General features: G+C 72.0%; 27 protein-coding genes. 22 read left to right on the top strand and 5 right to left on the bottom strand.

The window, feature by feature from the left end:
* The first annotated feature begins 136 nt into the window (after nt 1–136).
* The 3 genes from ACFWYS_RS19095 (at nt 137) to ACFWYS_RS19085 (ending at nt 2,820) form a co-directional block, all read left to right on the top strand.
* Nucleotides 137–1,111, top strand: a complete 975-nt coding sequence (locus ACFWYS_RS19095; RefSeq protein ID WP_384770170.1) for an ABC transporter ATP-binding protein — start codon at nt 137–139, stop codon at nt 1,109–1,111.
* 100 nt (nt 1,112–1,211) lie between these two features.
* The gene (locus tag ACFWYS_RS19090) at nt 1,212–2,036 is read left to right on the top strand and encodes an ABC transporter permease (RefSeq protein ID WP_384769848.1); all 825 of its coding nucleotides are present in this window, start codon (nt 1,212–1,214) and stop codon (nt 2,034–2,036) included.
* Between the two features lie 34 nt (nt 2,037–2,070).
* Entirely contained in the window at nt 2,071–2,820 is a 750-nt protein-coding gene (locus ACFWYS_RS19085) for an AAA family ATPase (RefSeq protein WP_384769847.1), read from the top strand.
* A gap of 139 nt (nt 2,821–2,959) precedes the next feature.
* Here the strand turns inward: ACFWYS_RS19085 and ybaK are convergent, their stop codons facing one another.
* The 4 genes from ybaK to ACFWYS_RS19065 all read right to left on the bottom strand — a co-directional run bounded on the left by ybaK (nt 2,960) and on the right by ACFWYS_RS19065 (nt 7,098).
* A complete protein-coding gene (gene ybaK, locus ACFWYS_RS19080) occupies nt 2,960–3,517 on the bottom strand; it encodes a Cys-tRNA(Pro) deacylase (RefSeq protein WP_384769844.1) in 558 nt (185 codons plus the stop codon).
* A 49-nt stretch (nt 3,518–3,566) separates the two neighbouring features.
* Nucleotides 3,567–4,304 carry an LON peptidase substrate-binding domain-containing protein gene (locus ACFWYS_RS19075; RefSeq protein ID WP_384769841.1) on the bottom strand — a complete coding sequence of 246 codons (738 nt, stop codon included), beginning with the start codon at nt 4,302–4,304 and terminating at the stop codon, nt 3,567–3,569.
* An 11-nt stretch (nt 4,305–4,315) separates the two neighbouring features.
* Nucleotides 4,316–5,359, bottom strand: a complete 1,044-nt coding sequence (locus ACFWYS_RS19070) for a hypothetical protein (protein WP_384769838.1) — start codon at nt 5,357–5,359, stop codon at nt 4,316–4,318.
* Nucleotides 5,360–5,520: 161 nt separating this feature from the next.
* A complete protein-coding gene (locus ACFWYS_RS19065) occupies nt 5,521–7,098 on the bottom strand; it encodes an oxidoreductase (protein WP_384769835.1) in 1,578 nt (525 codons plus the stop codon).
* A gap of 172 nt (nt 7,099–7,270) precedes the next feature.
* Here ACFWYS_RS19065 and hisD point away from each other — a divergent pair, with 172 nt between their 5' ends.
* From hisD to ACFWYS_RS19015, 10 genes are all read left to right on the top strand, one after another.
* Nucleotides 7,271–8,620, top strand: a complete 1,350-nt coding sequence (gene hisD, locus ACFWYS_RS19060) for a histidinol dehydrogenase (protein ID WP_384769832.1) — start codon at nt 7,271–7,273, stop codon at nt 8,618–8,620.
* On the top strand, nt 8,617–9,729 hold the full coding sequence (locus ACFWYS_RS19055; RefSeq protein ID WP_384769829.1) for a histidinol-phosphate transaminase: 1,113 nt from the start codon (nt 8,617–8,619) through the stop codon (nt 9,727–9,729). Before hisD ends, ACFWYS_RS19055 begins: the two co-directional genes overlap by 4 nt.
* Nucleotides 9,726–10,319, top strand: a complete 594-nt coding sequence (gene hisB, locus ACFWYS_RS19050) for an imidazoleglycerol-phosphate dehydratase HisB (RefSeq protein WP_384769827.1) — start codon at nt 9,726–9,728, stop codon at nt 10,317–10,319. Before ACFWYS_RS19055 ends, hisB begins: the two co-directional genes overlap by 4 nt.
* Nucleotides 10,320–10,322: 3 nt before the next feature.
* Nucleotides 10,323–10,487: a hypothetical protein gene (locus ACFWYS_RS19045; RefSeq protein ID WP_384769824.1), complete on the top strand. Its 165-nt coding sequence runs from the start codon at nt 10,323–10,325 to the stop codon at nt 10,485–10,487.
* Nucleotides 10,478–11,137 carry an imidazole glycerol phosphate synthase subunit HisH gene (gene hisH, locus ACFWYS_RS19040; protein WP_384769822.1) on the top strand — a complete coding sequence of 220 codons (660 nt, stop codon included), beginning with the start codon at nt 10,478–10,480 and terminating at the stop codon, nt 11,135–11,137. The genes ACFWYS_RS19045 and hisH overlap by 10 nt, the downstream gene beginning before the upstream one ends.
* A 4-nt stretch (nt 11,138–11,141) precedes the next feature.
* Nucleotides 11,142–11,867 carry a bifunctional 1-(5-phosphoribosyl)-5-((5-phosphoribosylamino)methylideneamino)imidazole-4-carboxamide isomerase/phosphoribosylanthranilate isomerase PriA gene (priA, locus tag ACFWYS_RS19035; RefSeq protein ID WP_384769820.1) on the top strand — a complete coding sequence of 242 codons (726 nt, stop codon included), beginning with the start codon at nt 11,142–11,144 and terminating at the stop codon, nt 11,865–11,867.
* Nucleotides 11,864–12,262 (top strand): RidA family protein, encoded by a 399-nt coding sequence (locus ACFWYS_RS19030; protein ID WP_384769817.1) that lies wholly within the window; start codon nt 11,864–11,866, stop codon nt 12,260–12,262. Before priA ends, ACFWYS_RS19030 begins: the two co-directional genes overlap by 4 nt.
* Entirely contained in the window at nt 12,259–13,014 is a 756-nt protein-coding gene (gene hisF, locus ACFWYS_RS19025; RefSeq protein WP_384769814.1) for an imidazole glycerol phosphate synthase subunit HisF, read from the top strand. Before ACFWYS_RS19030 ends, hisF begins: the two co-directional genes overlap by 4 nt.
* Before the next feature lie 113 nt (nt 13,015–13,127).
* Nucleotides 13,128–13,718: an ArsR/SmtB family transcription factor gene (locus ACFWYS_RS19020; RefSeq protein ID WP_384769811.1), complete on the top strand. Its 591-nt coding sequence runs from the start codon at nt 13,128–13,130 to the stop codon at nt 13,716–13,718.
* Nucleotides 13,719–13,728: 10 nt separating this feature from the next.
* Nucleotides 13,729–15,006, top strand: coding sequence for an MFS transporter (locus tag ACFWYS_RS19015; protein ID WP_384769808.1), 1,278 nt, complete (start codon nt 13,729–13,731; stop codon nt 15,004–15,006).
* A gap of 169 nt (nt 15,007–15,175) precedes the next feature.
* On the opposite strand, the gene ACFWYS_RS19010 is transcribed toward ACFWYS_RS19015, so the two are convergent.
* Entirely contained in the window at nt 15,176–15,811 is a 636-nt protein-coding gene (locus tag ACFWYS_RS19010) for a TIGR03085 family metal-binding protein (protein ID WP_384769805.1), read from the bottom strand.
* A gap of 83 nt (nt 15,812–15,894) precedes the next feature.
* Between ACFWYS_RS19010 and hisI the strand changes: the two genes are divergently transcribed.
* The 9 genes from hisI to trpA all read left to right on the top strand — a co-directional run bounded on the left by hisI (nt 15,895) and on the right by trpA (nt 22,955).
* Entirely contained in the window at nt 15,895–16,296 is a 402-nt protein-coding gene (hisI, locus tag ACFWYS_RS19005) for a phosphoribosyl-AMP cyclohydrolase (protein WP_384769802.1), read from the top strand.
* Nucleotides 16,297–16,307: 11 nt separating this feature from the next.
* Nucleotides 16,308–17,795, top strand: a complete 1,488-nt coding sequence (locus tag ACFWYS_RS19000; protein WP_384769799.1) for an anthranilate synthase component I — start codon at nt 16,308–16,310, stop codon at nt 17,793–17,795.
* Nucleotides 17,796–17,931: 136 nt separating this feature from the next.
* On the top strand, nt 17,932–18,573 hold the full coding sequence (locus ACFWYS_RS18995) for a TIGR02234 family membrane protein (protein WP_384769796.1): 642 nt from the start codon (nt 17,932–17,934) through the stop codon (nt 18,571–18,573).
* Between the two features lie 228 nt (nt 18,574–18,801).
* Nucleotides 18,802–19,053, top strand: coding sequence for an HGxxPAAW family protein (locus ACFWYS_RS18990; protein WP_384769793.1), 252 nt, complete (start codon nt 18,802–18,804; stop codon nt 19,051–19,053).
* Between the two features lie 87 nt (nt 19,054–19,140).
* On the top strand, nt 19,141–19,605 hold the full coding sequence (locus ACFWYS_RS18985; protein ID WP_384769790.1) for a DUF2752 domain-containing protein: 465 nt from the start codon (nt 19,141–19,143) through the stop codon (nt 19,603–19,605).
* Between the two features lie 135 nt (nt 19,606–19,740).
* The gene (gene trpC / locus ACFWYS_RS18980; RefSeq protein ID WP_384769787.1) at nt 19,741–20,550 is read left to right on the top strand and encodes an indole-3-glycerol phosphate synthase TrpC; all 810 of its coding nucleotides are present in this window, start codon (nt 19,741–19,743) and stop codon (nt 20,548–20,550) included.
* A gap of 21 nt (nt 20,551–20,571) precedes the next feature.
* Entirely contained in the window at nt 20,572–20,739 is a 168-nt protein-coding gene (gene trpM, locus ACFWYS_RS18975; protein ID WP_351926813.1) for a tryptophan biosynthesis modulator TrpM, read from the top strand.
* 108 nt (nt 20,740–20,847) lie between these two features.
* Nucleotides 20,848–22,140, top strand: coding sequence for a tryptophan synthase subunit beta (trpB, locus tag ACFWYS_RS18970; protein WP_384769783.1), 1,293 nt, complete (start codon nt 20,848–20,850; stop codon nt 22,138–22,140).
* A complete protein-coding gene (trpA, locus tag ACFWYS_RS18965; protein ID WP_384769780.1) occupies nt 22,137–22,955 on the top strand; it encodes a tryptophan synthase subunit alpha in 819 nt (272 codons plus the stop codon). The genes trpB and trpA overlap by 4 nt, the downstream gene beginning before the upstream one ends.
* Nucleotides 22,956–23,148 lie beyond the last annotated feature (193 nt).

Genomic DNA, 23,148 nt, shown 5'->3' with positions numbered 1-23,148 from the left:
CCGGCGGATTTACGTCGGCGAGCTGGTGGTTTGCGGCGAGTGGCCGACCCGAGGGCGGACCGGGCCCGCGGACCCCGTAGTCTCGTCCCTTGTGAGTACGCGCGTGGGACAGGCACTTCGGCACAGTGGTGATGTCGTGTGCGCCGTGCGCGGGCTGACCAAGACCTATCCGGCCGTACGAGGGCGGCGCGGGGTGCCGGCGACGCCCGAGGTGCGGGCCACCGACGACGTACGGCTGGACATCCGGCGCGGCGAGATCTTCGGGCTGCTCGGGCCGAACGGCGCCGGCAAGACCACCCTCGTACGGCAGCTCACCGGGCTGATGCGGCCCGACGCCGGGAGCGTCGAGATCCTCGGGCACGACATCGTGCGGCACCCGGAGCGGGCCGCGCGCATCCTCGCCTACCTCGGGCAGGAGTCGACCGCCCTCGACGAGCTGACCGTGTCCCTCGCCGCCGAGACGACCGGGCGGCTGCGCGGCCTGGACGTCCGGCAGGCACGGCACGAGCGGGACGCCGTACTCGACGAGCTGGGGCTCACGCCGCTCGCGGGGCGACCGCTGAAGAAGCTGTCCGGCGGGCAGCGGCGGCTGGCCTGCTTCGCCGCCGCCCTGGTCGGGGAGCGGCCGCTGCTCGTGCTGGACGAGCCGACCACCGCGATGGACCCGGTGGCGCGGCGGGCCGTGTGGTCGGCCGTGGACCGGCGGCGGGCCGAGCTCGGTACGACCGTGCTGCTCGTCACCCACAACGTCATCGAGGCCGAGACCGTGCTCGACCGGGTCGCCGTGCTCGACCGGGGGCGGGTCATCGCCTGCGACACACCGTCCGGGCTCAAGGAGCGGGTCGCGGGCGAGGTGCGCGTCGAGCTGCTGTGGCGGGACCGGGCGCCCCTGGACGTGCCCGAGGTCGCCGCGCTGCAGGACCGGGTCGTGGAGTCCGGGCGCCGCTGGACGCTGCGGCTCGCCCCCGAGGAGGCCCGCGCGGTCGTCGCCACCGTCACCGGCGGGGCCGCCTTCGCCGCGCTGGACGACTTCACGCTCGCCACGCCGAGCCTGGAGGATGTGTATCTGTCGCTGGGCGGGGCCGCGCAGCAGGGGTTGGTGAAGGCTTGAGCACGCCGCCCGTCGCAGCCGTATCCGTATCCGTGTCCGTCTCCGTGCGGAACAGGGCCACCTCCCCAGTGATCCCCCGTGTGAAAGGGAGCAGCGCCACGTGAGTGTCGTACCCGCCGAGGTTCTGCCGGGCAGCGCCCTGGCCGTGGACGAGACGGCCGCTCCGGCCGCCGCCGAGCTCGGGCCGCGTGCGCGGCTGTGGCCGTCGCTGTGCGCCGTGTACCGGGCCCAGCTGTCGCGGGCACGGGTCGCGCGCATTCCGCTGCTGTTCGTGGCGACCTTCCAGTCCATCGGGATCATGATCCTGATGCGCGGGGTCGTGGACGGCGGGGCCGAGGCGCAGGCCGTGGTGGCCGGGTCGGCGGTGCTCGTGGTCGCCTTCGTCGCGCTGAACCTGCTCGCGCAGTACTTCGGGCAGCTGCGGGCCAGCGGGGGGCTCGACCACTACGCCACCCTGCCCGTGCCGCCCGCGGCCGTGGTGCTGGGGGCCGCCGGGGCGTACGCCTCCTTCACCGTGCCGGGGACCGTGGTGACGGCCCTCTTCGGATGCGCGCTGTTCGGGCTGCCGGTGGCGCATCTGTGGGTGCTCGCCGCGGTGATCCCGCTCGCCGGAGCCGCGCTCGCCGGACTGGGCGCCGCGCTCGGGCTGCTCGCGCCGCGGCCCGAACTCGCCACGCTGCTCGGGCAGTTGGGGATGTCCGCGGCACTGCTGCTGGGTGTGCTGCCGGCCGACCGGATGCCGGACGCGGTGCGGTTCGCCCGGGATCTGCTGCCGTCGACGTACGGCGTGGAGGCCTTCGCGCGTACCTTCGGGCCGCACCCCGACTGGGCGTTCGTGCTCGGTGACCTCGCCGTGTGCGGGCTGGTCGGCGTCATCTCGCTGGCCGCCGCCACCTGGGCCTACCGCCGGGCGGCCGTCCGGTGACGCGCGGCACAGGTCGGCCTGGCACGATGGCAGGGTGACCGCTCCGCTGACTCCTCCACCGCCGCCGCGTGAACCGTCCCCGAACGGGGGATGGCAGCAGCCCGCTGCCGGGCACACGGCTGCCGTGCCGCCTGACGCCATATCCGACTCCCCGCCCGGGGCACAGGGCCCGTATGGCTCTGACGGCCCGTACGGCATATATGGCTCGTACGAACAGGACGGTCCCGGCATGAAGACCGAAGTGCGAGAGGGCGCCGTCGTCGCGTTGGCCGTGGCGCTCAGCGGGGCGCTGCTGGGGGTGCTGTGGTGGTGGCTGGCGCCCAGCGTGCCGTTGGTCGGGGACGTCCTCAACGGGAACTGGGTCGTCTACTTCAAGGACACCGAGGGGGAGCAGGCCGTCGGGGTGGACGGAACGTTCACTCTGCTCGCGCTCGCGTTCGGGCTGGTGAGCGCGGTCGCCGTGTTTCTCTTTCGGCGGCGCGGGGGTGTGCCGTTGGTGGTGGGGCTGGCCGTCGGGGCGCTGCTCGGGTCGTTGCTGGCGTGGCGGGTCGGGGTGTGGCTCGGGCCCTCGGGGGATGTGATCGCCCACGCGAAGGAAGTGGGCAAGGGGGTCGCCTTCTCGGCGCCGCTGAAGCTGGGGGCCAAGGGAGTGTGGCTGGTGTGGCCGCTGGCCGCGCTGGTGGTGCACCTGGGGCTGACGGCGTTGTTCGGGCCTCGGGATGTGGATCCGTATGCGGAGCAGCATGCGCAGGGACACCCGCCGCACGCCGCTCCGCCTGTTTAGCGGGCTGGATTGCCCGACCGGCGTTACGCCGGGCGCCGTCCGTGGTTCGAGCGGCCCTTCTTGATGCGCCACTTGCGTTTCCGGGTCTTCTTCGACATGTCCCTCGTACTTAACCGAGGACACCGCTCCCGTCGAGAGGTCACGCGCGCCCGATGGGGGCGAGGGTCGCGTGGGTGAGCTTGGCCAGGGAGTCGGGGGAGAGTTCGACCTCCAGGCCCCGGCGGCCGGCCGAGACGCAGATCGTGGGGTGGGCGGAGGCCGACGCGTCCAGGACCGTGGGGAGCTTCTTGCGCTGGCCCAGGGGGGAGATGCCGCCCCGGACGTAGCCGGTGGTGCGTTCGGCGAGGGTCGGGTCGGCCATGGTCGCGCGCTTGCCGCCGACCGCCGACGCCAGGGACTTGAGGTCCAGCTGGCCCGCCACCGGGACCACCGCCACCGTGAGGTTTCCGTCGACGTCCGCGACCAGCGTCTTGAAGACCCGGTCCGGCGACACGCCCATCGCCTCCGCCGCCTCCTCGCCGTAGGAGGGGTGGGCGGGGTCGTGGTCGTAGGCGTGGACCGTGTATTCGACGCCCGCGGCAGTGAGGGCGACGGTCGCCGGAGTACCGCCCACCCGTCGCCCGCCACCAGCCCTGTTCGAATGCGCTTCGCGCTCCCCGATTCCGTGCTGCTGGTTCTTCTTCGACTTCTTCGCCATGGTGGCCGGTTCCCCAGAGGTCGTGCGTCGGTGCCGTGTGTGCCGTGCCTCAGTTGAGGCTCGTCGGGCTGCGGGTCAGCTCGGACGCCGGCAGCGAGGGCAGGGTACGGATGATCGAGGTCTCGGCGCGAAGGAGTTTCAGTTCGTCGCGCAGCCGGGACGCCGTGTCGGGGGCCTGGAGCAGACGCTGCTTCGTCGGCGTGTCCAGCATCATCGCGGCCGCCACCAGGTAGGAGACGACCGAGGGCTGGTCCGGCAGTTCGGACCCCGTGGACAGGGAGCGTTCGCGGGCGCCCGCCAGCCGCTTCTGGTACTGGCGGAAGGCACGGAGCACCCCCTCCGCCAGCGCTCCCGCCTCGTCGCCCGGCTCCTCCGGGAGCTCTTCCAGTTCCGCCGTCAGATACGGGCCCGACGCGTCCACCGACACCAGCCGTACCCGTGTCGTCCCCGTCGCCAGCACCTCGAACGTACCGTCGGCCCGCTCCCGGATGGTCGCCGCGTCGGCCACACAGCCCACCCCGTGGAACGCCTTGAGCGGGTCCGTGCCGAAGCCCGCCGTGGGGCCGCGCTCGGGCAGTGCGGTGGGGTCGGGCATGCCGGGGGCGCTCGGGGCGACCTCGTGGCCGTCACGGATCGCCACGACCGCGAAACGGCGTGGTTCCTCCTCGGGGGTCTTGAGCAGCTCGCGCATCATGGCGCGATAGCGCTCCTCGAAGACGTTCAGCGGAAGGACGAGGCCCGGGAACAGCACCGAGTTCAGGGGAAAGAGCGGAAGACGGACGGTCACGGCGTCAAAGCCTAGTGGTCGCCGGAGTGGACGCGTCCGGCGTGCCCACTGTGTGGATGACCGGTGCGTACATCGCGGGGTGCGGCGGCCGCCCTCGCCCTGACCTCGTCACGCACCTCCAGGAACCGGCCCAGCGGGTCCTCGGAGAAGCGGCTCCACGGGAAGGACGTGGCGTACGGGCCGATCAGCCGCAGCTGCTCCAGGGCGTCCTCCCAGCGGCCCAGGCGTACCAGGACGTACGTCAACTTGTTGCGCATCCCGGCCGGCCACAGGTCGGCCGCCGGGAACCGGGCGGACAGCGCGACGGCTCGGTCGGCCGCCGCGTCCAGCCGCTCGGGCGGCACACCCGGACCGCAGCCGTCGGTCAGGTAGGCGAAGGCGGCCCGGGTCGGCAGGGCCTGCACCAGGGAGTCGCCCGGGGCGTCCTGGGCCGCACGGTCGGCGAAGTCGAAGCACTCCCGGTGGGAGCCGTGCCAGGACGAGGCCAGATAGCGCAGGGCCGCCACATGGCAGCCGTAGTGGAGCGGGGCGCGGCGCAGCGCCGCCTCCCACAGCTCCCCGAAGTAGGTGTGCCCGGCGCGGGAGCCGCGCGCGTGGTCCAGGGCGATCCGCCACGGCACCGGGTCGCGGTCGTCGGCGCGGGCGGCGGCCGTGATGTGCGGGCTCACCCCGCGCAGCAGCTCGGCCCGGGCCGGTGACTGCCAGGCCTGGTCCACCGCGAGCTGGGCCTTGACCAGCAGCGCGTCCGGGTCGTGCGGGGCTGCCGCACACCAGGCCTGCAGCCACTCGGACCGGGAGCGCGCGAAGGCGGCCAGGCGCAGCACATACCCGTCGCGGTACTCCCACCGCGTCCGCAGCCGAGTGGCGGCCAGCAGTTCGGCGGCCGGCTCGTACGCGCCCTGCCCGGCCGCGACCAGCGCGGGTCCGAGGTGGTCGTCGGGCGCGTCGAGGAGCACCTCGGCGTCGGTGGGGAGTCCGACGGCGGGGCGTTCTACGTTCCTTGTCGTCCGGGACGCACGGCCGAACGGCAGCAGCAGAGCCATGGTGTCGACCATTGAAAGTCCGCTGGTCGCGCCCGCGCCAGAGGGAACGGGCAACCTGTGGAAAGTTGTACGCGGATGGGTCAAGAACAGGTAAAGGTCAATGGTTCAACAATTGTCGGACAATGCACATCTTCTCCTCAGGAACCCCACGGACCTCACCGAACCCACCCACATCAGCTCCGCCGCAGCAGCCGCGTGGCCCCCGCCGCCACCGTCGTCGCCAGGATCCAGCCCAGCAGGATCATCGCCGCGGCCAGCCACTGCCAGGCGCCGCTCAGCTGCCAGAACCCGACCTGGCCCAGATCGATGACCGGCAGCAGCAGATCCAGGGCGAACAGGGCCGGGTTCCAGGTCGGATGCTCACCGCCCTTCAGCGGGGGATGCTCGGCGTGCGCGAAGGCCACCGAACTCGCCGCCCACAGCACCGCCATCCATACGGCGGCCCGGCCGGGCCGGTAACCGTAGGCGACCGTCCAGTCCTGCACATACCCCCACAGCTTGGCCGCGGGCGGCAGCGTCTCGCGGCGCCGCCGCTGCTTGGCGAGCAGCACCTCGCGCGCGTCCTCGTCCTCGCCGCCCGCCCGCAGCACGGACGCCAGCAGCTCATACGGCTCCGGGTTGTACTCGGCGGTCGCGGCGGACACCCACTCCAGCCGGCGCTCCAGCGGGAACGGGCCGCGCGGCACGAGGTTCTCGTAGGTGAAGCCGCCCATGTGCAGCAGCCCGGGGCCCGGCCAGGCGTCCGCCCGGTCCATCAGGTTGACCACCCGCGCCCCCGACAGCACCACCCCGCCGCGCTCCGGCCGCTCCCCGAGGAAGCGCAGCTCGGGCGTCTGGACGCGGCGCAGCGACAGCTCCTGGTCGTCGGTGAAGGTGAACCGGGCCCGCTCCAGGTCGACCGCGTCCCCGAACCGCCCGTCGTCCAGCCGCACCCCGCCCTGGCACGCGAACCGCTGGATACGCGTCCCGCGCGCGGGCGTACGGCCGCTCAGCAGCGGACTGCCGACGCCCGCCGGCGTCAGATACAGGGTGCGCCCGACGGTCAGCTGCGGCGCGTTCAGCGCGAGCCGCGTGTACGGGTTGACCAGCCGGGCGCCCCGCAGGCTCAGTGACACGCCGATCGCGGCGCCGCGCAGACTCAGCTCGCCGTGCGACTCCAGCATCTCGGCCTGGAGGTCCTGGCCGACCCCGATGCCGTCCGCGGCGATCGAGCGGCCGCTGCGGTCGCGGTAGACGATCGCCTGGTTGAGCAGCAGATCCGTGCCGATGTGGGCGTCGGTGAGCCGTACGCCGTTGTGGAACCGGCAGCGCGGCAGATGCAGATCGCCCTCGGTGTGCACCCGGGCCGCCTCCAGCCGCGGTACCGCGCAGTCCACCAGCCGCAGGGTCGTGAAGCGGGCCTCCGGCAGCCGGACCTCCCGGTCGAAGCGGCAGCCGCGCAGCTCGACGTACGGCACCACCGTGCCGCCCGCGAGGTCCATCGTGCCGCTGATCCGGACGCCGACCAGCTTCAGCGAGGACACCCGGCCCGCGAGGGCTGGCGGCCCGTCCAGCAGCAGCCAGCAGATGATCCGCGCGCGTACCGTCCGCTCCTCGCCCCAGGGATGTCCGCCGTGCGGATCGTCGACGACCGTGTCGCCGCTGCTCAGGTCGTACACGGTGCCGTTGCGGAAGGCCTGCCACATGCCCATCTCGGCGGCGGTCAGATCGTCCGGCGGATCCCCGTCGCGGATGGTGGCCCCCTCGGTCACGTCTTTTCCATCCCCCTCATCTACTCGTGGGTTTAGTACAACTGTTCATGCCCGCTGAGTGACGCCCGGAACGCAAGACGTGAGGGTGATCTTCCGGGTTCCCGAAGGGATTTTGTTCCACACAGTGATACGCGCGGACGACGCAGAACCCGGGTCTGAGAGAATTGGCCCTGTGATCTCCCGAATCGATCTGCGCGGCGATGCCCTCCCCGAGGGCCCCGCCCTGCGCGACCTGCTGCCCCGAGCCGACTTCGACGTCTCGGCCGCCCTGGAGAAGGTGCGTCCGATCTGCGAGGCCGTGCATCATCGGGGTGACGCGGCGCTGATCGACTTCGCCGAGAAGTTCGACGGGGTCAGGCTCGACCAGGTGCGGGTGCCAGCCGAGGCCCTCGGCAAGGCCCTCGCGGAACTCGACCCGGCCGTGCGCGCGGCCCTGGAGGAGTCCATCCGCCGCGCCCGTCTCGTCCACCGCGAGCAGCGCCGTACGACGCACACCACGCAGGTCGTGCCCGGCGGCTCGGTCACCGAGAAGTGGGTCCCGGTGGACCGGGTCGGGCTGTACGCCCCGGGCGGCCGCTCCGTGTACCCGTCCTCCGTGATCATGAACGTCGTCCCGGCCCAGGAGGCCGGCGTCCCGTCCATCGCGCTCGCCTCCCCGGCCCAGGCCGAGTTCGGCGGCCTGCCGCACCCGACGATCCTCGCCGCCTGCGCGCTGCTCGGCGTGGACGAGGTGTACGCCGCCGGTGGCGCCACGGCCGTCGCGATGTTCGCCCACGGCACCGAGTCCTGCCCGCCCGCCAACATGGTCACCGGCCCCGGCAACATCTGGGTCGCCGCCGCCAAGCGCTACTTCACCGGCAAGATCGGCATCGACGCCGAGGCGGGCCCGACCGAGATCGCGATCCTGGCCGACGCCACCGCCGACCCGGTGCACGTCGCCTCCGACCTGATCAGCCAGGCCGAGCACGACCCGCTGGCCGCCGCCGTCCTGGTCACCGACTCCGTGGAGCTCGCGGACGCGGTGGAGAAGGAGCTGGAGCCGCAGGTCGCGGCCACCAAGCACATCGACGACCGGATCGTGCCCGCCCTCAAGGGCAGGCAGTCCGCGATCGTCCTGGTCGACGGGGTCGAGGAGGGGCTGCGGGTGGTCGACGCGTACGGCGCCGAGCACCTGGAGATCCAGACGGCCGACGCGCCCGCCGTGGCCGACCGGGTGCGCAACGCCGGTGCGATCTTCATCGGGCCCTGGGCCCCGGTCTCGCTCGGCGACTACGCCGCCGGGTCCAACCACGTGCTGCCCACCGGCGGCTGCGCCTGCCACTCCTCGGGCCTGTCCGTCCAGTCCTTCCTGCGCGGCATCCACATCGTCGACTACACGAAGGACGCGCTGGCCGAGGTCGCGCATCATGTGGTGACGCTGGCGGAGGCGGAGGACCTGCCGGCGCACGGCGCCGCGGTCAAGGCGAGGTTTGTCGGAGACGAACGAATGTCACGTGGCTGGAAGGTACCGGAGAGCAAGTGAGCGACGTACGTATCGACGATCTCCCCGTACGTGACGAGCTGCGCGGCAAGTCCCCCTACGGCGCGCCCCAGCTGGACGTTCCCGTACGGCTGAACACCAACGAGAACCCCTACCCGCTGCCCGAGCCGCTGGTCGAGCGGATCACCGAGCGCGTCCGCGAGGCCGCCCGCAACCTCAACCGCTACCCGGACCGGGACGCGGTGGAGCTGCGCACCCAGCTCGCGAAGTACCTCACCGACACCTCCGGGTACCCGGTGGGCCTCGCGAACGTCTGGGCGGCCAACGGCTCCAACGAGGTCATCCAGCAGCTGCTGCAGACCTTCGGCGGACCGGGCCGTACGGCGATCGGCTTCGAGCCGTCGTACTCGATGCACGGGCTCATCTCGCGCGGCACCGGCACCGGGTGGATCTCCGGCCCGCGGTGCGACGACTTCACGATCGACCTCGCGGCCGCCGAGAAGGCGATCGCCGAGAACCGGCCCGACGTCGTGTTCATCACCACGCCCAACAACCCCACGGGCACCGCGGTGCCGCCGGAGACGGTCCTCGCGCTGTACGAGGCCGCGCAGGCCGCCAAGCCCTCGATGGTGGTGGTGGACGAGGCGTACATCGAGTTCAGCCACGGCGACTCGCTGCTGCCGCTGCTCGAAGGCCGGCCCCATCTCGTCGTCTCCCGGACGATGTCGAAGGCCTTCGGGGCGGCGGGGCTGAGGCTCGGCTATCTCGCGGCCCACCCCGCCGTCGTGGACGCCGTACAGCTCGTACGGCTGCCGTACCACCTGTCGGCCGTCACCCAGGCGACCGCCCTGGCCGCCCTGGAGCACACCGACACCCTGCTCGGTTACGTCGAGCAGCTGAAGTCGGAGCGGGACCGGCTGGTGAGCGAGCTGCTCGCCATCGGCTACGAGGTCACCGCGTCGGACGCCAACTTCGTGCAGTTCGGCCGGTTCGACGACGCGCACACCGTCTGGCAGCAGATCCTCGACCGGGGCGTCCTGGTCCGGGACAACGGCGTGCCCGGCTGGCTGCGGGTGACCGCCGGAACCCCCGAAGAGAACGACGCGTTCCTCGACGCGGTCCGCGAACTGAAGAAGGAGCAGAGCACATGAGCCGCGTAGGACGCGTGGAGCGAGTGACCAAGGAGACCTCGGTCCTCGTCGAGATAAACCTCGACGGCACGGGCCAGGTCGATGTGTCGACGGGCGTCGGCTTCTACGACCACATGCTCGACCAGCTCGGCCGCCACGGCCTGTTCGACCTCACGGTCAAGACCGAGGGCGACCTGCACATCGACTCCCACCACACCATCGAGGACACCGCCCTCGCGCTGGGCGCCGCCTTCAAGCAGGCCCTCGGCGACAAGGTGGGGATCTACCGGTTCGGCAACTGCACGGTCCCGCTGGACGAGTCCCTCGCCCAGGTCACCGTCGACCTGTCCGGCCGCCCCTACCTCGTGCACACCGAGCCCGAGAAGATGGCGCCGATGATCGGCGAGTACGACACCACGATGACCCGGCACATCCTGGAGTCCTTCGTCGCCCAGGCCCAGATCGCGCTGCACGTGCACGTGCCGTACGGGCGCAACGCGCACCACATCGTGGAGTGCCAGTTCAAGGCGCTGGCCCGGGCCCTGCGCTACGCCTCCGAGCGCGACCCGCGCGCGGCGGGCATCCTTCCCTCGACGAAGGGCGCGCTGTAACCCATGAACGGGCTGTCCACCATCCTGATCGTCGTCGGCCTCTTCCTGGTCGGCGGCATCATCTCCTTCGTCAAGCAGGAGATGCCGAAGAGCCTCATCGTGCTGCTGTCGATAGGCGCCGCGATGTGTCTCGTCGCGGGCGTCATGAGGCTGGAGGTGTGGAGTTGAGCGCTCCTTCGACGAATGCGAGGAAGGTCGTCGTCTTCGACTACGGCTTCGGCAACGTCCGCTCCGCCGAGCGTGCCCTCGCGCGCGCGGGAGCCGATGTCGAGATCACCCGTGACTTCGACAAGGCCATGAACGCCGACGGCCTGCTGGTGCCGGGTGTCGGCGCCTTCGCGGCCTGTATGAAGGGGCTCACCGAGGCCCGCGGCGACTGGATCATCGACCGCCGGCTGTCCGGCGGACGCCCCGTGATGGGCATCTGCGTCGGTATGCAGATCCTGTTCGCGCGCGGTATCGAGCACGGCGTCGAGACCGAGGGCCTCGGCGAGTGGCCGGGCTCGGTGGAGCCGCTGCAGGCCGACATCGTGCCCCACATGGGCTGGAACACCGTGGACGCGCCGCCCGCCTCCGAGCTGTTCGCCGGCCTGGACGCGGACGCGCGCTTCTACTTCGTGCACTCCTACGCCGTCCACGACTGGACCCTGGAGACGGAGAACCCCCTGATGACCGCTCCCAAGGTCACCTGGACGACGCACGGCAAGCCCTTCGTGGCCGCCGTGGAGAACGGCGCCCTGTGGGCCACCCAGTTCCACCCCGAGAAGTCCGGCGACGCCGGAGCGCAGCTGCTCACCAACTGGATCGGAACCCTGTAGAGACATGGCCAAGCTCGAACTCCTCCCCGCGGTCGACGTCCGTGACGGCCAGGCCGTCCGCCTCGTGCACGGCGAGTCCGGCACCGAGACCTCCTACGGTTCCCCGCTGGAGGCCGCCCTCGCCTGGCAGCGCTCCGGCGCGGAGTGGCTGCACCTGGTCGACCTGGACGCCGCGTTCGGCACCGGCGACAACCGCGAGCTGATCGCCGAGGTCGCGAAGGCCATGGACATCAAGGTCGAGCTGTCCGGCGGCATCCGCGACGACGCCTCCCTCGCCGCCGCGCTCGCCACCGGCTGCACCCGGGTGAACCTCGGCACGGCCGCCCTGGAGACCCCCGAGTGGGTCGCCAAGGTCATCGCCGAGCACGGCGACAAGATCGCGGTGGGCCTGGACGTACGCGGCACCACGCTCCGCGGCCGTGGCTGGACCCGCGACGGCGGCGACCTCTACGAGACGCTGGAGCGCCTCAACAACGAGGGCTGCGCCCGCTACGTCGTCACCGACATCGCCAAGGACGGCACCCTCCAGGGCCCGAACCTGGAGCTGCTGCGCAACGTCTGCGCGGCGACGGACCGCCCGGTCGTCGCCTCCGGCGGCGTCTCCTCCCTGGACGACCTGCGGGCCATCGCCGAGCTGGTGCCGCTCGGTGTCGAGGGCTCCATCGTCGGGAAGGCCCTGTACGCGAAGGCGTTCACCCTGGAAGAGGCACTGGAGGCGGTAGCCGAGTGAGCGACGTACGACGCGTCACGACGGGCGCGCCGTGGGAGGACGCCTTCGGCTACTCCCGGGCGGTCGAGCTGCCGAACGGTCTGGTGCTGGTCTCCGGCTGCACGTCCATAGTGGACGGCCAGATCGCCGGAGGCGGTCCGTACGAGCAGACGGTCAACGCCTTCAACGTCGCGTTCGCCGCGTTGGAGCAGGTGGGCCTCGGCCGCGACGATGTCGTACGTACGCGCATGTACATCACCCACGCACGGGACGTGGACGAGGTCGGGCGCGCTCACAAGGAGCTGTTCGACTCCGTCCGGCCCGCCACATCAATGATCATCGTCTCCGGCTTCGTGGACCCCAGCCTGGTCGTCGAGGTCGAGGTGGAGGCGTACCGAGAGGCCCCCGAGTCATGACCCTGGCCGTACGAGTCATCCCCTGCCTGGACGTGGACAACGGCCGGGTCGTCAAGGGCGTCAACTTCCAGAACCTGCGCGACGCGGGCGACCCCGTCGAGATGGCCAAGGTGTACGACGCCGAGGGCGCCGACGAGCTGACGTTCCTGGACATCACCGCCTCGTCGGGCAACCGTGAGACGACGTACGACGTGGTGCGCCGCACCGCCGAGCAGGTGTTCATCCCGCTCACGGTCGGCGGCGGCGTCCGTGCGGCCGAGGACGTGGACCGGCTGCTGCGCGCGGGCGCCGACAAGGTGGGCGTCAACACCGCCGCCATCGCGCGTCCCGACCTGATCCGCGAGATCGCCGAGCGCTTCGGACGGCAGGTGCTGGTCCTGTCGGTCGACGCGCGCCGCACCGAGTCCGGCTCCTTCGAGGTCACCACCCACGGCGGCCGCAAGGGCACCGGCATCGACGCCGTCGAGTGGGCGCACCGGGCCGCCGAGCTGGGCGCGGGCGAGATCCTGCTCAACTCGATGGACGCGGACGGCACGAAGGACGGCTACGACCTGGAGATGATCCGGGCGGTACGCAAGCATGTGACGATCCCGGTCATCGCCTCCGGCGGCGCCGGCAAGCTCACCGACTTCCCCCCGGCCATCGAGGCGGGCGCGGACGCGGTCCTCGCGGCGTCCGTCTTCCACTTCGGCGACCTGCGGATCGGCGAGGTGAAGGAGACGCTGAGGACGGCGGGGCACGCCGTGCGGTGACGCTGTTCCGAGCCCCGGCCACCCGGTGGCCGGGGCTTTCTCATGCCGAGATACGAAAGAGAAGTTGCGCAAAATATGTTGTGCAATTTTTCTTTCGTATCTAGCGTGGGGGCATGACGGAGCGGAAGAGAGACCGCCGGATCAAGGACGTGGGCACGCTCAAGGCCCTCGCGCACCCGCTGCGGATGCAGCTGTACCGGGCCCTGACCATCGCCCGCACGGCGACCGCCTCACAGCTCGCCGAACAGGTCGACGAAGCCGTCTCCCTGGTCAGCTACCACCTGCGCAAGCTCGCCGAGCACGAACTCGTCGAAGAGGCCGAACCGCAGAGCGCCGACGGTCGGGAACGCTGGTGGCAGCCCGCCTCCGACGGGGTGTCCATCCACGACGAGGACTTCCGGGACGCCCCGGAGAAGGCCGCCGCGCACACCGCGGCCAGCCGCCTCTTCTTCGAGCAGCGCGCCGACATGTACCGGCGCTTCCTCGACGAACGCGCCCACTGGAGCGCCGCCTGGAACACGGCCTCCGACTCCTCCGAGTGGCTGCTCAGGCTCACCTCGGACGAACTGGACGAGCTGTCCAAGGAGTTGTACGCCGTCTGCCGCAAGTACGAGGAACTCGGCAGGGCAGCCGACGCCGCGGGCGACACCGACGGCCGCGAGAGCGTCGCCGTGCACACCTACGGCTTCCCGTTCCGGACCTGAGAGGACCGAGGTGACCACCGACGTGACCACGGACGGGACGACCGACGTGACGACCGCGCTCGCGTCCCCGGTCCCGGACGACAGACCGGCCCACCGCGACCCCAACGTCCTGCGCTGGCTCGGCGGTTTCACCGCGTCCGCCGTCGGCGACAACGTCTACTACATCGCCCTGTCCTGGGCCGCCGTCCAGTCCGGCACCGCCGCCCAGGCCGGCCTCGTGACCGCCGTCAGCGCCGTACCGCGCGCCCTGCTGATGCTCGGCGGGGGAGTGGCCGCCGACCGGTACGGGCCGCGGCGCGTGGTCGTCGGCAGTACGGCGGTGCGCTCCGCCCTCGTCCTCACCGCGGCCGTGCTGCTGCTGGTGACCAGCCCCGGGCTGTGGGCGCTGGGTGCGGTGGCCGTCCTCTTCGGGGTCGTCGACGCCGTCTTCATACCCGCGGCCGGTGCCCTCCCCGCCCGGATCACCGGCCGGAGCCAGCTCACCCGGGTCCAGGGCATGCGGGGCCTCGCGACCCGGCTCGCCAACGTCCTCGGCGGACCGCTCGGCGGCCTCGGCGTCGCCCTCGGCGGCACGGCGGGCGCGTTCGGGCTCGCCGCCCTGCTCATCGGGGTGTCCCTGCCGGTGCTGCTGGCCGTACGGGTCGGCGAACTGCCCCCGGACGAGCAGAAGGCGCGGGGTGCGGTGTCGGCCGAGCTGCGCGACGGGCTCCGCCACATCCGGCGGGACCGGGTGCTACGCCCGCTGATCGTCGTCATCGCCCTCGGCGACCTGGGCTTCGTCGGCCCCCTGAACATCGGGCTGACCCTGCTCTCCGAGGAACGCGGCTGGGGTTCGGGCGGCATGGGCTGGGTGCTCGCCGGGTTCGGTGTCGGCGCCGGGTCCGCCGCACTGCTGCTCACCTGGCGCGGGCGGCTGCCCCGCGCCGGGTACGTGATGGCGGTGACGAACGCCGCCAGTGCCGTGGCGATCGCCGGGCTCGCGCAGGCGCCGTCCGTCCTCGCCGCAGTCGGTGTGGCGCTGTGCGTCGGGATGCTGGCCGGACTGGCCGGAGCGCTGGGCACCGCCCTGGTGCAGGCCGCGGCCGGACCCGCCTACGTCGGCCGGGTCACCTCGGCCGCCACCCTGGTCAGCTACGGCGTCGCCCCGCTCACCTTCCCCCTGGTCGGCTGGGCGATCGGGCAGTGGGGCACCGGCCCGGTCTTCACGGCCTGCGCCGGGGTGTGCGCCCTGAGCGGCGCCGTCGCCCTGTGCGCAGGACCGCTGCGCCGCGCGGAACTGCCCGTGTGAGCCCTCAGAGCCTGTGAGAACCCCCGTCTGCGCCGCGACGCCCGACGCGCAATCCCGCAGCGGGGCCGCGCCCTCGACCAGGGCGGCTCCGGCGCCTCGCGATCGCACGCAGCCCTGACGCCGCGGCCCCCGCCCTCCGGGTGGACGACGGGGGTTTCCTCACCGGCTTTCAGATGCCCAGCTGCTTCGTCTCGTGCAGCTTGGCGATCGCGTCCTTGTCGCCGTCCAGTTCGACCTTGGCGGCGCTCTGCCGGCCGTAGGCGAACAGGAGCAGCTCCGACGGCTCGCCGGTCACCGTGACCACCGGTGTGCCGCGGTGGGCGACCGCCGTCTGGCCGTTGGGGCGGCGCAGTACCAGGCCGGTGGGGGCGCTGCGGCCGACCAGACGGGCGGAGCGCTCCAGACGGGACCACAGGGCGTCCTGGAAGACCGGGTCGAGCTCGCGCGGCGTCCAGTCCGGCTCGGCGCGGCGGACGTCCTCGGTGTGGACGTAGAACTCGATCGTGTTCGACGCCTCGTCGATCTGCTTGAGCTGGAAGGGCGAGAAACGCGGCGGACCGGTCCGGATGAGCTGGATCAGCTCCTCGTACGGCTTGGCCGCGAACTCCTCCATCGCCTTGTCCAGACGCGGCGCGAGCTGCTTGATCAGCAGACCGGCGGCGGCGTCGGGACGCCGCTCGCGCACCACCACGTGCGCGGCGAGATCACGGGTCTGCCAGCCCTCGCAGAGGGTCGGGGCGTCGGGGCCCTCGGCCTCCAGGAGGTCGGCCAGGAGAAGTCGTTCACGCTGGGCGAAGGTCGACATGGAGTCAGCCTACGACCGCGTAACGAGTCCGCCCAATGGACAGGGGACCGTCACTGTCAGTGGCAGGCGGCACAATGGCAGGCATGACCACCAGCACGCCCCGTCAGCCCAGCCGGCTGGACCCCGAGATCGCCGCGCGCCTCAAGCGCAGCGCGGACGGACTCCTGCCCGCCATCGCCCAGCAGTACGACACCGGTGAGGTGCTGATGCTCGGCTGGATGGACGACGAGGCGCTGCATCGCACGCTCACCACCGGCCGCTGCACCTACTGGTCACGCAGCCGCGGGGAGTACTGGGTCAAGGGCGACACCTCCGGCCACTTCCAGTGGGTCAAGTCCGTCGCCCTGGACTGCGACGCCGACACCGTCCTCGTCAGGGTCGACCAGGTCGGCGCCGCCTGCCACACGGGCGCGCGCACCTGCTTCGACGAGGACGTGCTGCTCAAGGACGGCGCCGATTCCGGCGTACCGGCCTCGGATCAGTAGGGTCAGCCGCCATGGACCTTGAGACCTTCCGCAAGCTCGCCACCGACCGGCGCGTCATCCCGGTCACCCGCAAGCTCCTCGCCGACGGCGACACCCCGGTCGCCCTCTACCGCAAGCTCGCCGCCGAGCGCCCCGGCACCTTCCTGCTGGAATCCGCGGAGAACGGCCGGTCCTGGTCCCGCTACTCCTTCGTGGGCGTCCGCTCCGCCGCGACCCTCACCGAGCGCGACGGACAGGCCCACTGGCTCGGCACCCCGCCCGTCGGCGTCCCCGCCGAAGGCGACCCCCTGGCCGCCCTGCGCGCCACCATCGAGGCCCTGCACACCCCGCGCGACCTCGCCCACGACCTGGGCCTGCCGCCCTTCACCGGCGGCATGGTCGGCTACCTCGGCTACGACATCGTGCGCCGCCTGGAGAAGATCGGCCCCGGCGAGCGGGACGACCTTAAGCTGCCCGAGCTGACCATGCTGCTCACCAGTGACCTCGCCGTCATGGACCACTGGGAGGGCTCGGTTTGGCTGATCGCCAACGCGATCAACCACAACGACCTCGACACCGGTGTCGACGAGGCCCACGCGGACGCGATCGCGCGCCTGGACGCCATGGAGGCCGACCTCTCCCGCGCGGTCGCCCAGCCCCCGGCCGTCCTCCCGCCCTCCGAGCTCCCCGAGTACACCGCCCTGTGGGGCGGCGAGGACTTCCAGGAGGCCGTCGAGGACATCAAGGAGCGCATCCGGGCCGGGGAGGCCTTCCAGGTGGTCCCCTCCCAGCGCTTCGAAACACCGTGCACGGCCAGCGCGCTGGACGTCTACCGGGTGCTGCGGGCGACCAACCCCTCGCCGTACATGTACCTGTTCCGCTTCGACGGCTTCGACGTCGTCGGCTCCTCGCCGGAAGCGCTGGTGAAGGTCGAGGACGGACAGGCGATGGTCCACCCCATCGCCGGCACCCGCTGGCGGGGGGCCACCCCGCAGGAGGACCAGGCCCTCGCCGACGAGCTGCTCGCCGACCCCAAGGAGCGCGCCGAGCACCTCATGCTGGTCGACCTGGGCCGCAACGACCTGGGGCGGGTCTGCGAGCCGGGTTCCGTCGAGGTCGTCGACTTCATGTCCATCGAGCGGTATTCGCACGTGATGCACATCGTCTCGACGGTGACCGGCCGCGTGGCGCCTGGCCGCACCGCCTTCGACGTCCTCACCGCCTGCTTCCCGGCCGGCACCCTCTCCGGCGCCCCCAAGCCCCGCGCGATGCAGATCATCGACGAACTGGAGCCGTCCAGGCGGGGGTTGTACGGCGGCTGCGTCGGCTACCTCGACTTCGCCGGCGACTCCGACACCGCCATCGCCATCCGTACGGCCCTGCTGCGGGAGGGCACGGCCTACGTCCAGGCCGGCGCGGGCATCGTCGCCGACTCGGACCCGGTCGCCGAGGACACCGAATGCCGGAACAAGGCTGCCGCGGTACTGCGGGCGGTGCACACGGCGAACCGGCTCGGATGAACCGGCTCGGATGAACCGGCTCGCATGAACCGGCTCGGATGAACCGGCGTCCCGCCCGGCCCCGCCGCCGGACATGAGCCCGGGTGGCCGTCTCACATGAACCCCGGGTGACTGATCGTTCGGGGTTCGGGTGATAGTGGACTATGTGACTGCCGTACCTCACCCCCGTTCCGAAGCCCCCGGTTCCGCCCGGGCCGGCCGTATGAGTCTTGCCGTCGCCCTGCTGTGCGGGGCGCTCGGCTCGGCCGTCGCGCTGCTCGCCACCCGGCAGCGCTGGTCCGAGGGCACCGCGACGGTGGCCGGCGGACCCTTCCCCCTGACCGCCAAGGGCAGCGACGTCACCGGCGTCCCCGCGGCCCTGGCCATAGTGGGGCTCGCCGCGCTGGTCGCCGTCTTCGCCGTCCGCCGGGCCGGCCGCTTCATGGTCGCCGGCCTGCTCGCGCTCTCCGGCGCCGGCACCGTCGCGGCGGCCCTGCTCGGCATCTCCGACAGCGCGGCCCTCGACGAGAAGGCCGCGCAGGCCTCCGGCGACACCTCGGCCACCGTCCAGGCCCTCACCCACACCGCCTGGCCGTATGTAGCGGCCATAGGAGGTGTCCTGATCCTGCTCGCCGGACTGCTCGCCCTGCGCTACGGCCGGCTGTGGCCCGGCATGTCCGGCCGCTACGAGCGCGGCGGCGCACCCCGCCCGCGCCGCAAGGCCCCGCCCACCGACCCCGACCGGCCCGAGGAACTCTGGAAGGCCCTCGACCGGGGCGAGGACCCGACCGGCGCGTAGCGCTCCGCGGGAGGGCCGTGACTTGTCTGCGGGCCGGTGGGAGCCGGTCGCGCCCACGCGGCCGAGCCGCATATCGATACGGCCCCGCGTCCCTTCAGGGCGTTGGCCCACTCGGCGTCGAATCGCCCGGGCCACCCCCGATCACCACTCCCGCACGCGTGCGGGACAATGACAGCGAGCGACCGGCTCACCCACGTACGACACGTACACAGCAACGAGGAGCAAGCAATGGCGGGCAGCAGCCACGGTCACACCCCGGCCGCCTGGACCGGTGTCATGATCGCCTTCATCGGTTTCTGCGTGGCGGGCGCCTTCATGGTGATGGCCCAGCCCGCGGGCTTCTGGGCTGGCATCGCCGTCGTGGTCCTCGGCGGCGTCGTCGGCTGGGTCATGAGCGCGATGGGCATGGGACAGCCGAAGGACGCCCACAAGGCGCTGCTCATGACGCAGGAGCGCGAGACGGCGCCCGTCAAGGGCTGAGAGCCGTACGGCGTCACGACTTCGCCGAGGGGCGACCCGGTGCCGACGAGGTGCCAGGGGGCGCCCCTCACGCGTGTGCGGGGCACAATGCATGACGTGAACGCCGACAGCCACAGGGTGAGCGACAGCGGTCCGGCGACGCGGTCCGGGGCGGGCGCCGTGCTGGGGCGACTGGCCGTCCCCGCGGGGGTGCTCACGGTCGTCGTCGGCGCGTTCGCGTACGTCGGCGCCGTGGACCCGAATGAACCCGGCCACTACCCCGCCTGCCCGCTCCTGCGGTACACCGGCATCTACTGCCCCGGCTGCGGCGGCCTGCGCAGCGCGCACGCCGTCGTCCACGGGGACTTCGCGGCGGCGCTCCAGGACAACGCGCTCGCTGTCGTCGGCTATCCGCTCTTCGCCGTGGTGTGGACCGTATGGGTGGTCCGGACGGCGCGCGGACGGCCGCTCAGGATCGATCTCTCCGCGGCCCAGCTGTGGGCCGCGGGGGCGCTGCTGCTGGCCTTCACCGTTGTCCGGAACCTGCCGTTCGGTGGCTGGCTGCATCCTTGATCAACCGGCGAATGTCCAGGTAGTGGAACCCGCGTCAACCGGATGCGAGCCCTACGCCGTCCTCCGGATACCATCACAGTGACCATAGGTTTCGTACCGCTTTCATAGTCAACCGTCTGAAAGGGGGCCGCTCGCGTGAGTGTGCTCGACGAGATCATCGACGGAGTCCGTGCCGACCTCGCGGAGCGGCAGGCGCGCGTCAGCCTCGACGAGCTCAAGGAGCGCGCGGCGAAGGCTCCCGCGGCCAAGGACGGCGTGGCCGCCCTCCGCGGCGACGGCGTCAAGGTCATCTGCGAGGTCAAGCGCTCCAGCCCCTCCAAGGGCGCGCTGGCCGCGATCGCCGACCCGGCCGGACTCGCCGCGGACTACGAGGCGGGCGGCGCGGCCGTCATCTCCGTCCTCACCGAACAGCGCCGCTTCGGCGGCTCGCTCGCCGACCTGGAGGCCGTCCGCGCCCGCGTGGACATCCCGGTCCTGCGCAAGGACTTCATCGTCACCTCGTACCAGCTGTGGGAGGCCCGCGCCTACGGCGCCGACCTCGCCCTGCTGATCGTGGCGGCCCTGGACCAGCCCGCCCTGGAGTCCCTGATCGAGCGCGCGGTGTCCATCGGTCTGACCCCGCTGGTCGAGGTGCACGACGAGGACGAGGTCGAGCGCGCGGTCGACGCCGGCGCCAAGGTCATCGGCGTCAACGCCCGCAACCTCAAGACCCTTGAGGTGGACCGCGGCACCTTCGAGCGCGTCGCCCCCGAGATCCCCGACCACATCGTCAAGATCGCCGAATCCGGCGTCCGCGGCCCCCACGACCTCATCGCCTACGCCAACGCCGGCGCCGACGCGGTCCTGGTGGGCGAGTCCCTGGTGACGGGGAAGGACCCGAAGTCCGCGGTCTCCGACCTGGTGGCAGCGGGCGAGCACCCGGCACTCCGGCACGGCCGCGGCTGATCACCCGATAGAGTTGCCCCGATGACGCTCACGACGACAACCACGGACAGGTACGCCCGCCTCGCGCGCGGCTGCCGCCCCCGTGGCTGCCGCGCGCCCGCGCGGAGGGTTCATGGGCGCAGGGTGAGGTACGTCATCGGTGACGAACCCGGGCAGGTCAACGGCCGCCGATGGCAGCGCGCCCCATAGGGGCGCGGGGAACTGCGCGAGCAACCACACACGGCCCGCAGCCGAGCGATTACCCCCCGCCCCACGGCGAATAGTGTCTTTTCCACGCACTCACCGTGAGGTACACGCATGCCCAGCGACTTCTTCATCCCCGACCCGGAGGGTCAAGTCCCCAGCGCCGAGGGCTACTTCGGCGCGTTCGGCGGCAAGTTCATCCCGGAGGCCCTCGTCGCCGCCGTGGACGAGGTGGCCGTCGAGTACGACAAGGCCAAGCACGACCCCGAGTTCGCCCGCGAGCTCGACGACCTGCTGGTCAACTACACCGGCCGCCCCAGCTCCCTCACCGAGGTGCCGAGGTTCGCCGAACACGCCGGTGGCGCACGGATCTTCCTGAAGCGGGAAGACCTCAACCACACCGGCTCCCACAAGATCAACAATGTGCTCGGCCAGGCCCTGCTCACCAAGCGCATGGGCAAGACCCGGGTGATCGCCGAGACCGGCGCCGGCCAGCACGGCGTCGCGACGGCCACCGCCTGCGCCCTGTTCGGCCTCGACTGCACCATCTACATGGGCGAGATCGACACCCAGCGCCAGGCCCTCAACGTGGCCCGGATGCGCATGCTCGGCGCCGAGGTCATCGCCGTGAAGTCGGGCAGCCGCACCCTCAAGGACGCCATCAACGAGGCGTTCCGCGACTGGGTCGCCAACGTCGACCGCACCCACTACCTGTTCGGTACGGTCGCCGGCCCGCACCCCTTCCCCGCCATGGTCCGCGACTTCCACCGCGTGATCGGCGTCGAGGCCCGCCGCCAGCTGCTGGAGCGCGCCGGACGCCTCCCCGACGCGGCTGTCGCCTGCGTCGGCGGCGGCTCCAACGCCATCGGCCTCTTCCACGCCTTCATCCCCGACACGGACGTACGCCTCATCGGCTGCGAGCCCGCCGGGCACGGCGTCGAGACCGGTGAGCACGCGGCCACGCTGACCGCCGGTGAGCCCGGCATCCTGCACGGCTCCCGGTCCTACGTCCTGCAGGACGAGGAGGGCCAGATCACCGAGCCGTACTCGATCTCGGCCGGTCTGGACTACCCCGGCATCGGCCCGGAGCACTCCTACCTCAAGGACTCCGGTCGCGGCGAGTACCGCGCGGTCACCGACGACGCGGCGATGCAGGCCCTGCGTCTGCTGTCGCGCACCGAGGGCATCATCCCGGCGATCGAGAGCGCCCACGCGCTCGCCGGAGCCCTGGAGGTCGGCCGGGAGCTGGGCAAGGACGGCCTGATCGTCGTCAACCTGTCCGGCCGCGGTGACAAGGACATGGACACGGCCGCGCGGTACTTCGGCCTGTACGACACCGAAGCCGATGCCGAGGTCGCCGCCGACGCCAACGGTGGTGCCGCCGAGATCCAGGGGGACGCCAAGTGAGCGGGAACATCCAGCTGTTGACGGACACCCTCCAGGCCGCCAAGGCCGAGGGCCGCTCCGCCCTCATCGCCTACCTCCCGGCCGGGTTCCCGACCGTGGACGGCGGCATCGAGGCGATCAAGGCCGCGCTCGACGGCGGCGCGGACGTCGTGGAGGTCGGGCTGCCGCACAGTGACCCGGTCCTCGACGGCCCGGTCATCCAGACCGCCGACGACATCGCCCTGCGCGGCGGCGTCAAGATCGCGGACGTCATGCGCACGGTCAAGGAGGCCCACGAGGCCACCGGCAAGCCGATCCTCGTCATGACGTACTGGAACCCCATCGACCGCTACGGCGTCGAGCGCTTCACCGCCGAGCTGGCCGAGGCGGGCGGTGCGGGCTGCATCCTGCCCGACCTGCCCGTCCAGGAGTCGGCGCTGTGGAGGGAGCACGCCGAGAAGCACGGGCTCGCGACGGTCTTCGTCGTGGCGCCGAGCAGCAAGGACGAGCGGCTCGGCCAGATCACCGCGGCCGGCAGCGGCTTCGTCTACGCCGCCTCGCTGATGGGCGTCACCGGCACCCGCGCGTCCGTGGGCGCGCAGGCCCAGAACCTGGTCGAGCGCACCCGGGCCACCGGCACCGACCTGCCCGTCTGCGTCGGCCTCGGCGTCTCCAACGCCGAGCAGGCCGCCGAGGTGGCCGGCTTCGCCGACGGCGTGATCGTCGGCTCGGCCTTCGTCAAGCGGATGCTGGACGCGCCGGACGACGCGGCCGGTGTCGAGGCCGTGCGCACGCTCGCCGGCGAGCTGGCGAAGGGCGTGCGCGGACAGGCGTAGCCGAGGTTCCCGGAAGCGAGACACATCGTCCGAGGAATCGTCGGAAGAAGGGCCTTCCGTACGAGTCGCTCGAACGGGTGGACCTGTGGCCGGGGGGGGGGGGGGGGGCCCCCCCCCGCGGGGGGGGGGGGGGGGGGTGGGAGAAAAAAGTGTGGGTTGAGGGAGCCCCCCCGGGGGGGGGGGTTGAAAACAA

It is taken from the genome of Streptomyces sp. NPDC059010 (assembly GCF_042740355.1).
GTDB lineage: Bacteria > Actinomycetota > Actinomycetes > Streptomycetales > Streptomycetaceae > Streptomyces.
The sequence above is the reverse complement of the archived record's forward strand: the minus strand, read 5'-3'. Positions and strand labels throughout refer to the sequence as shown.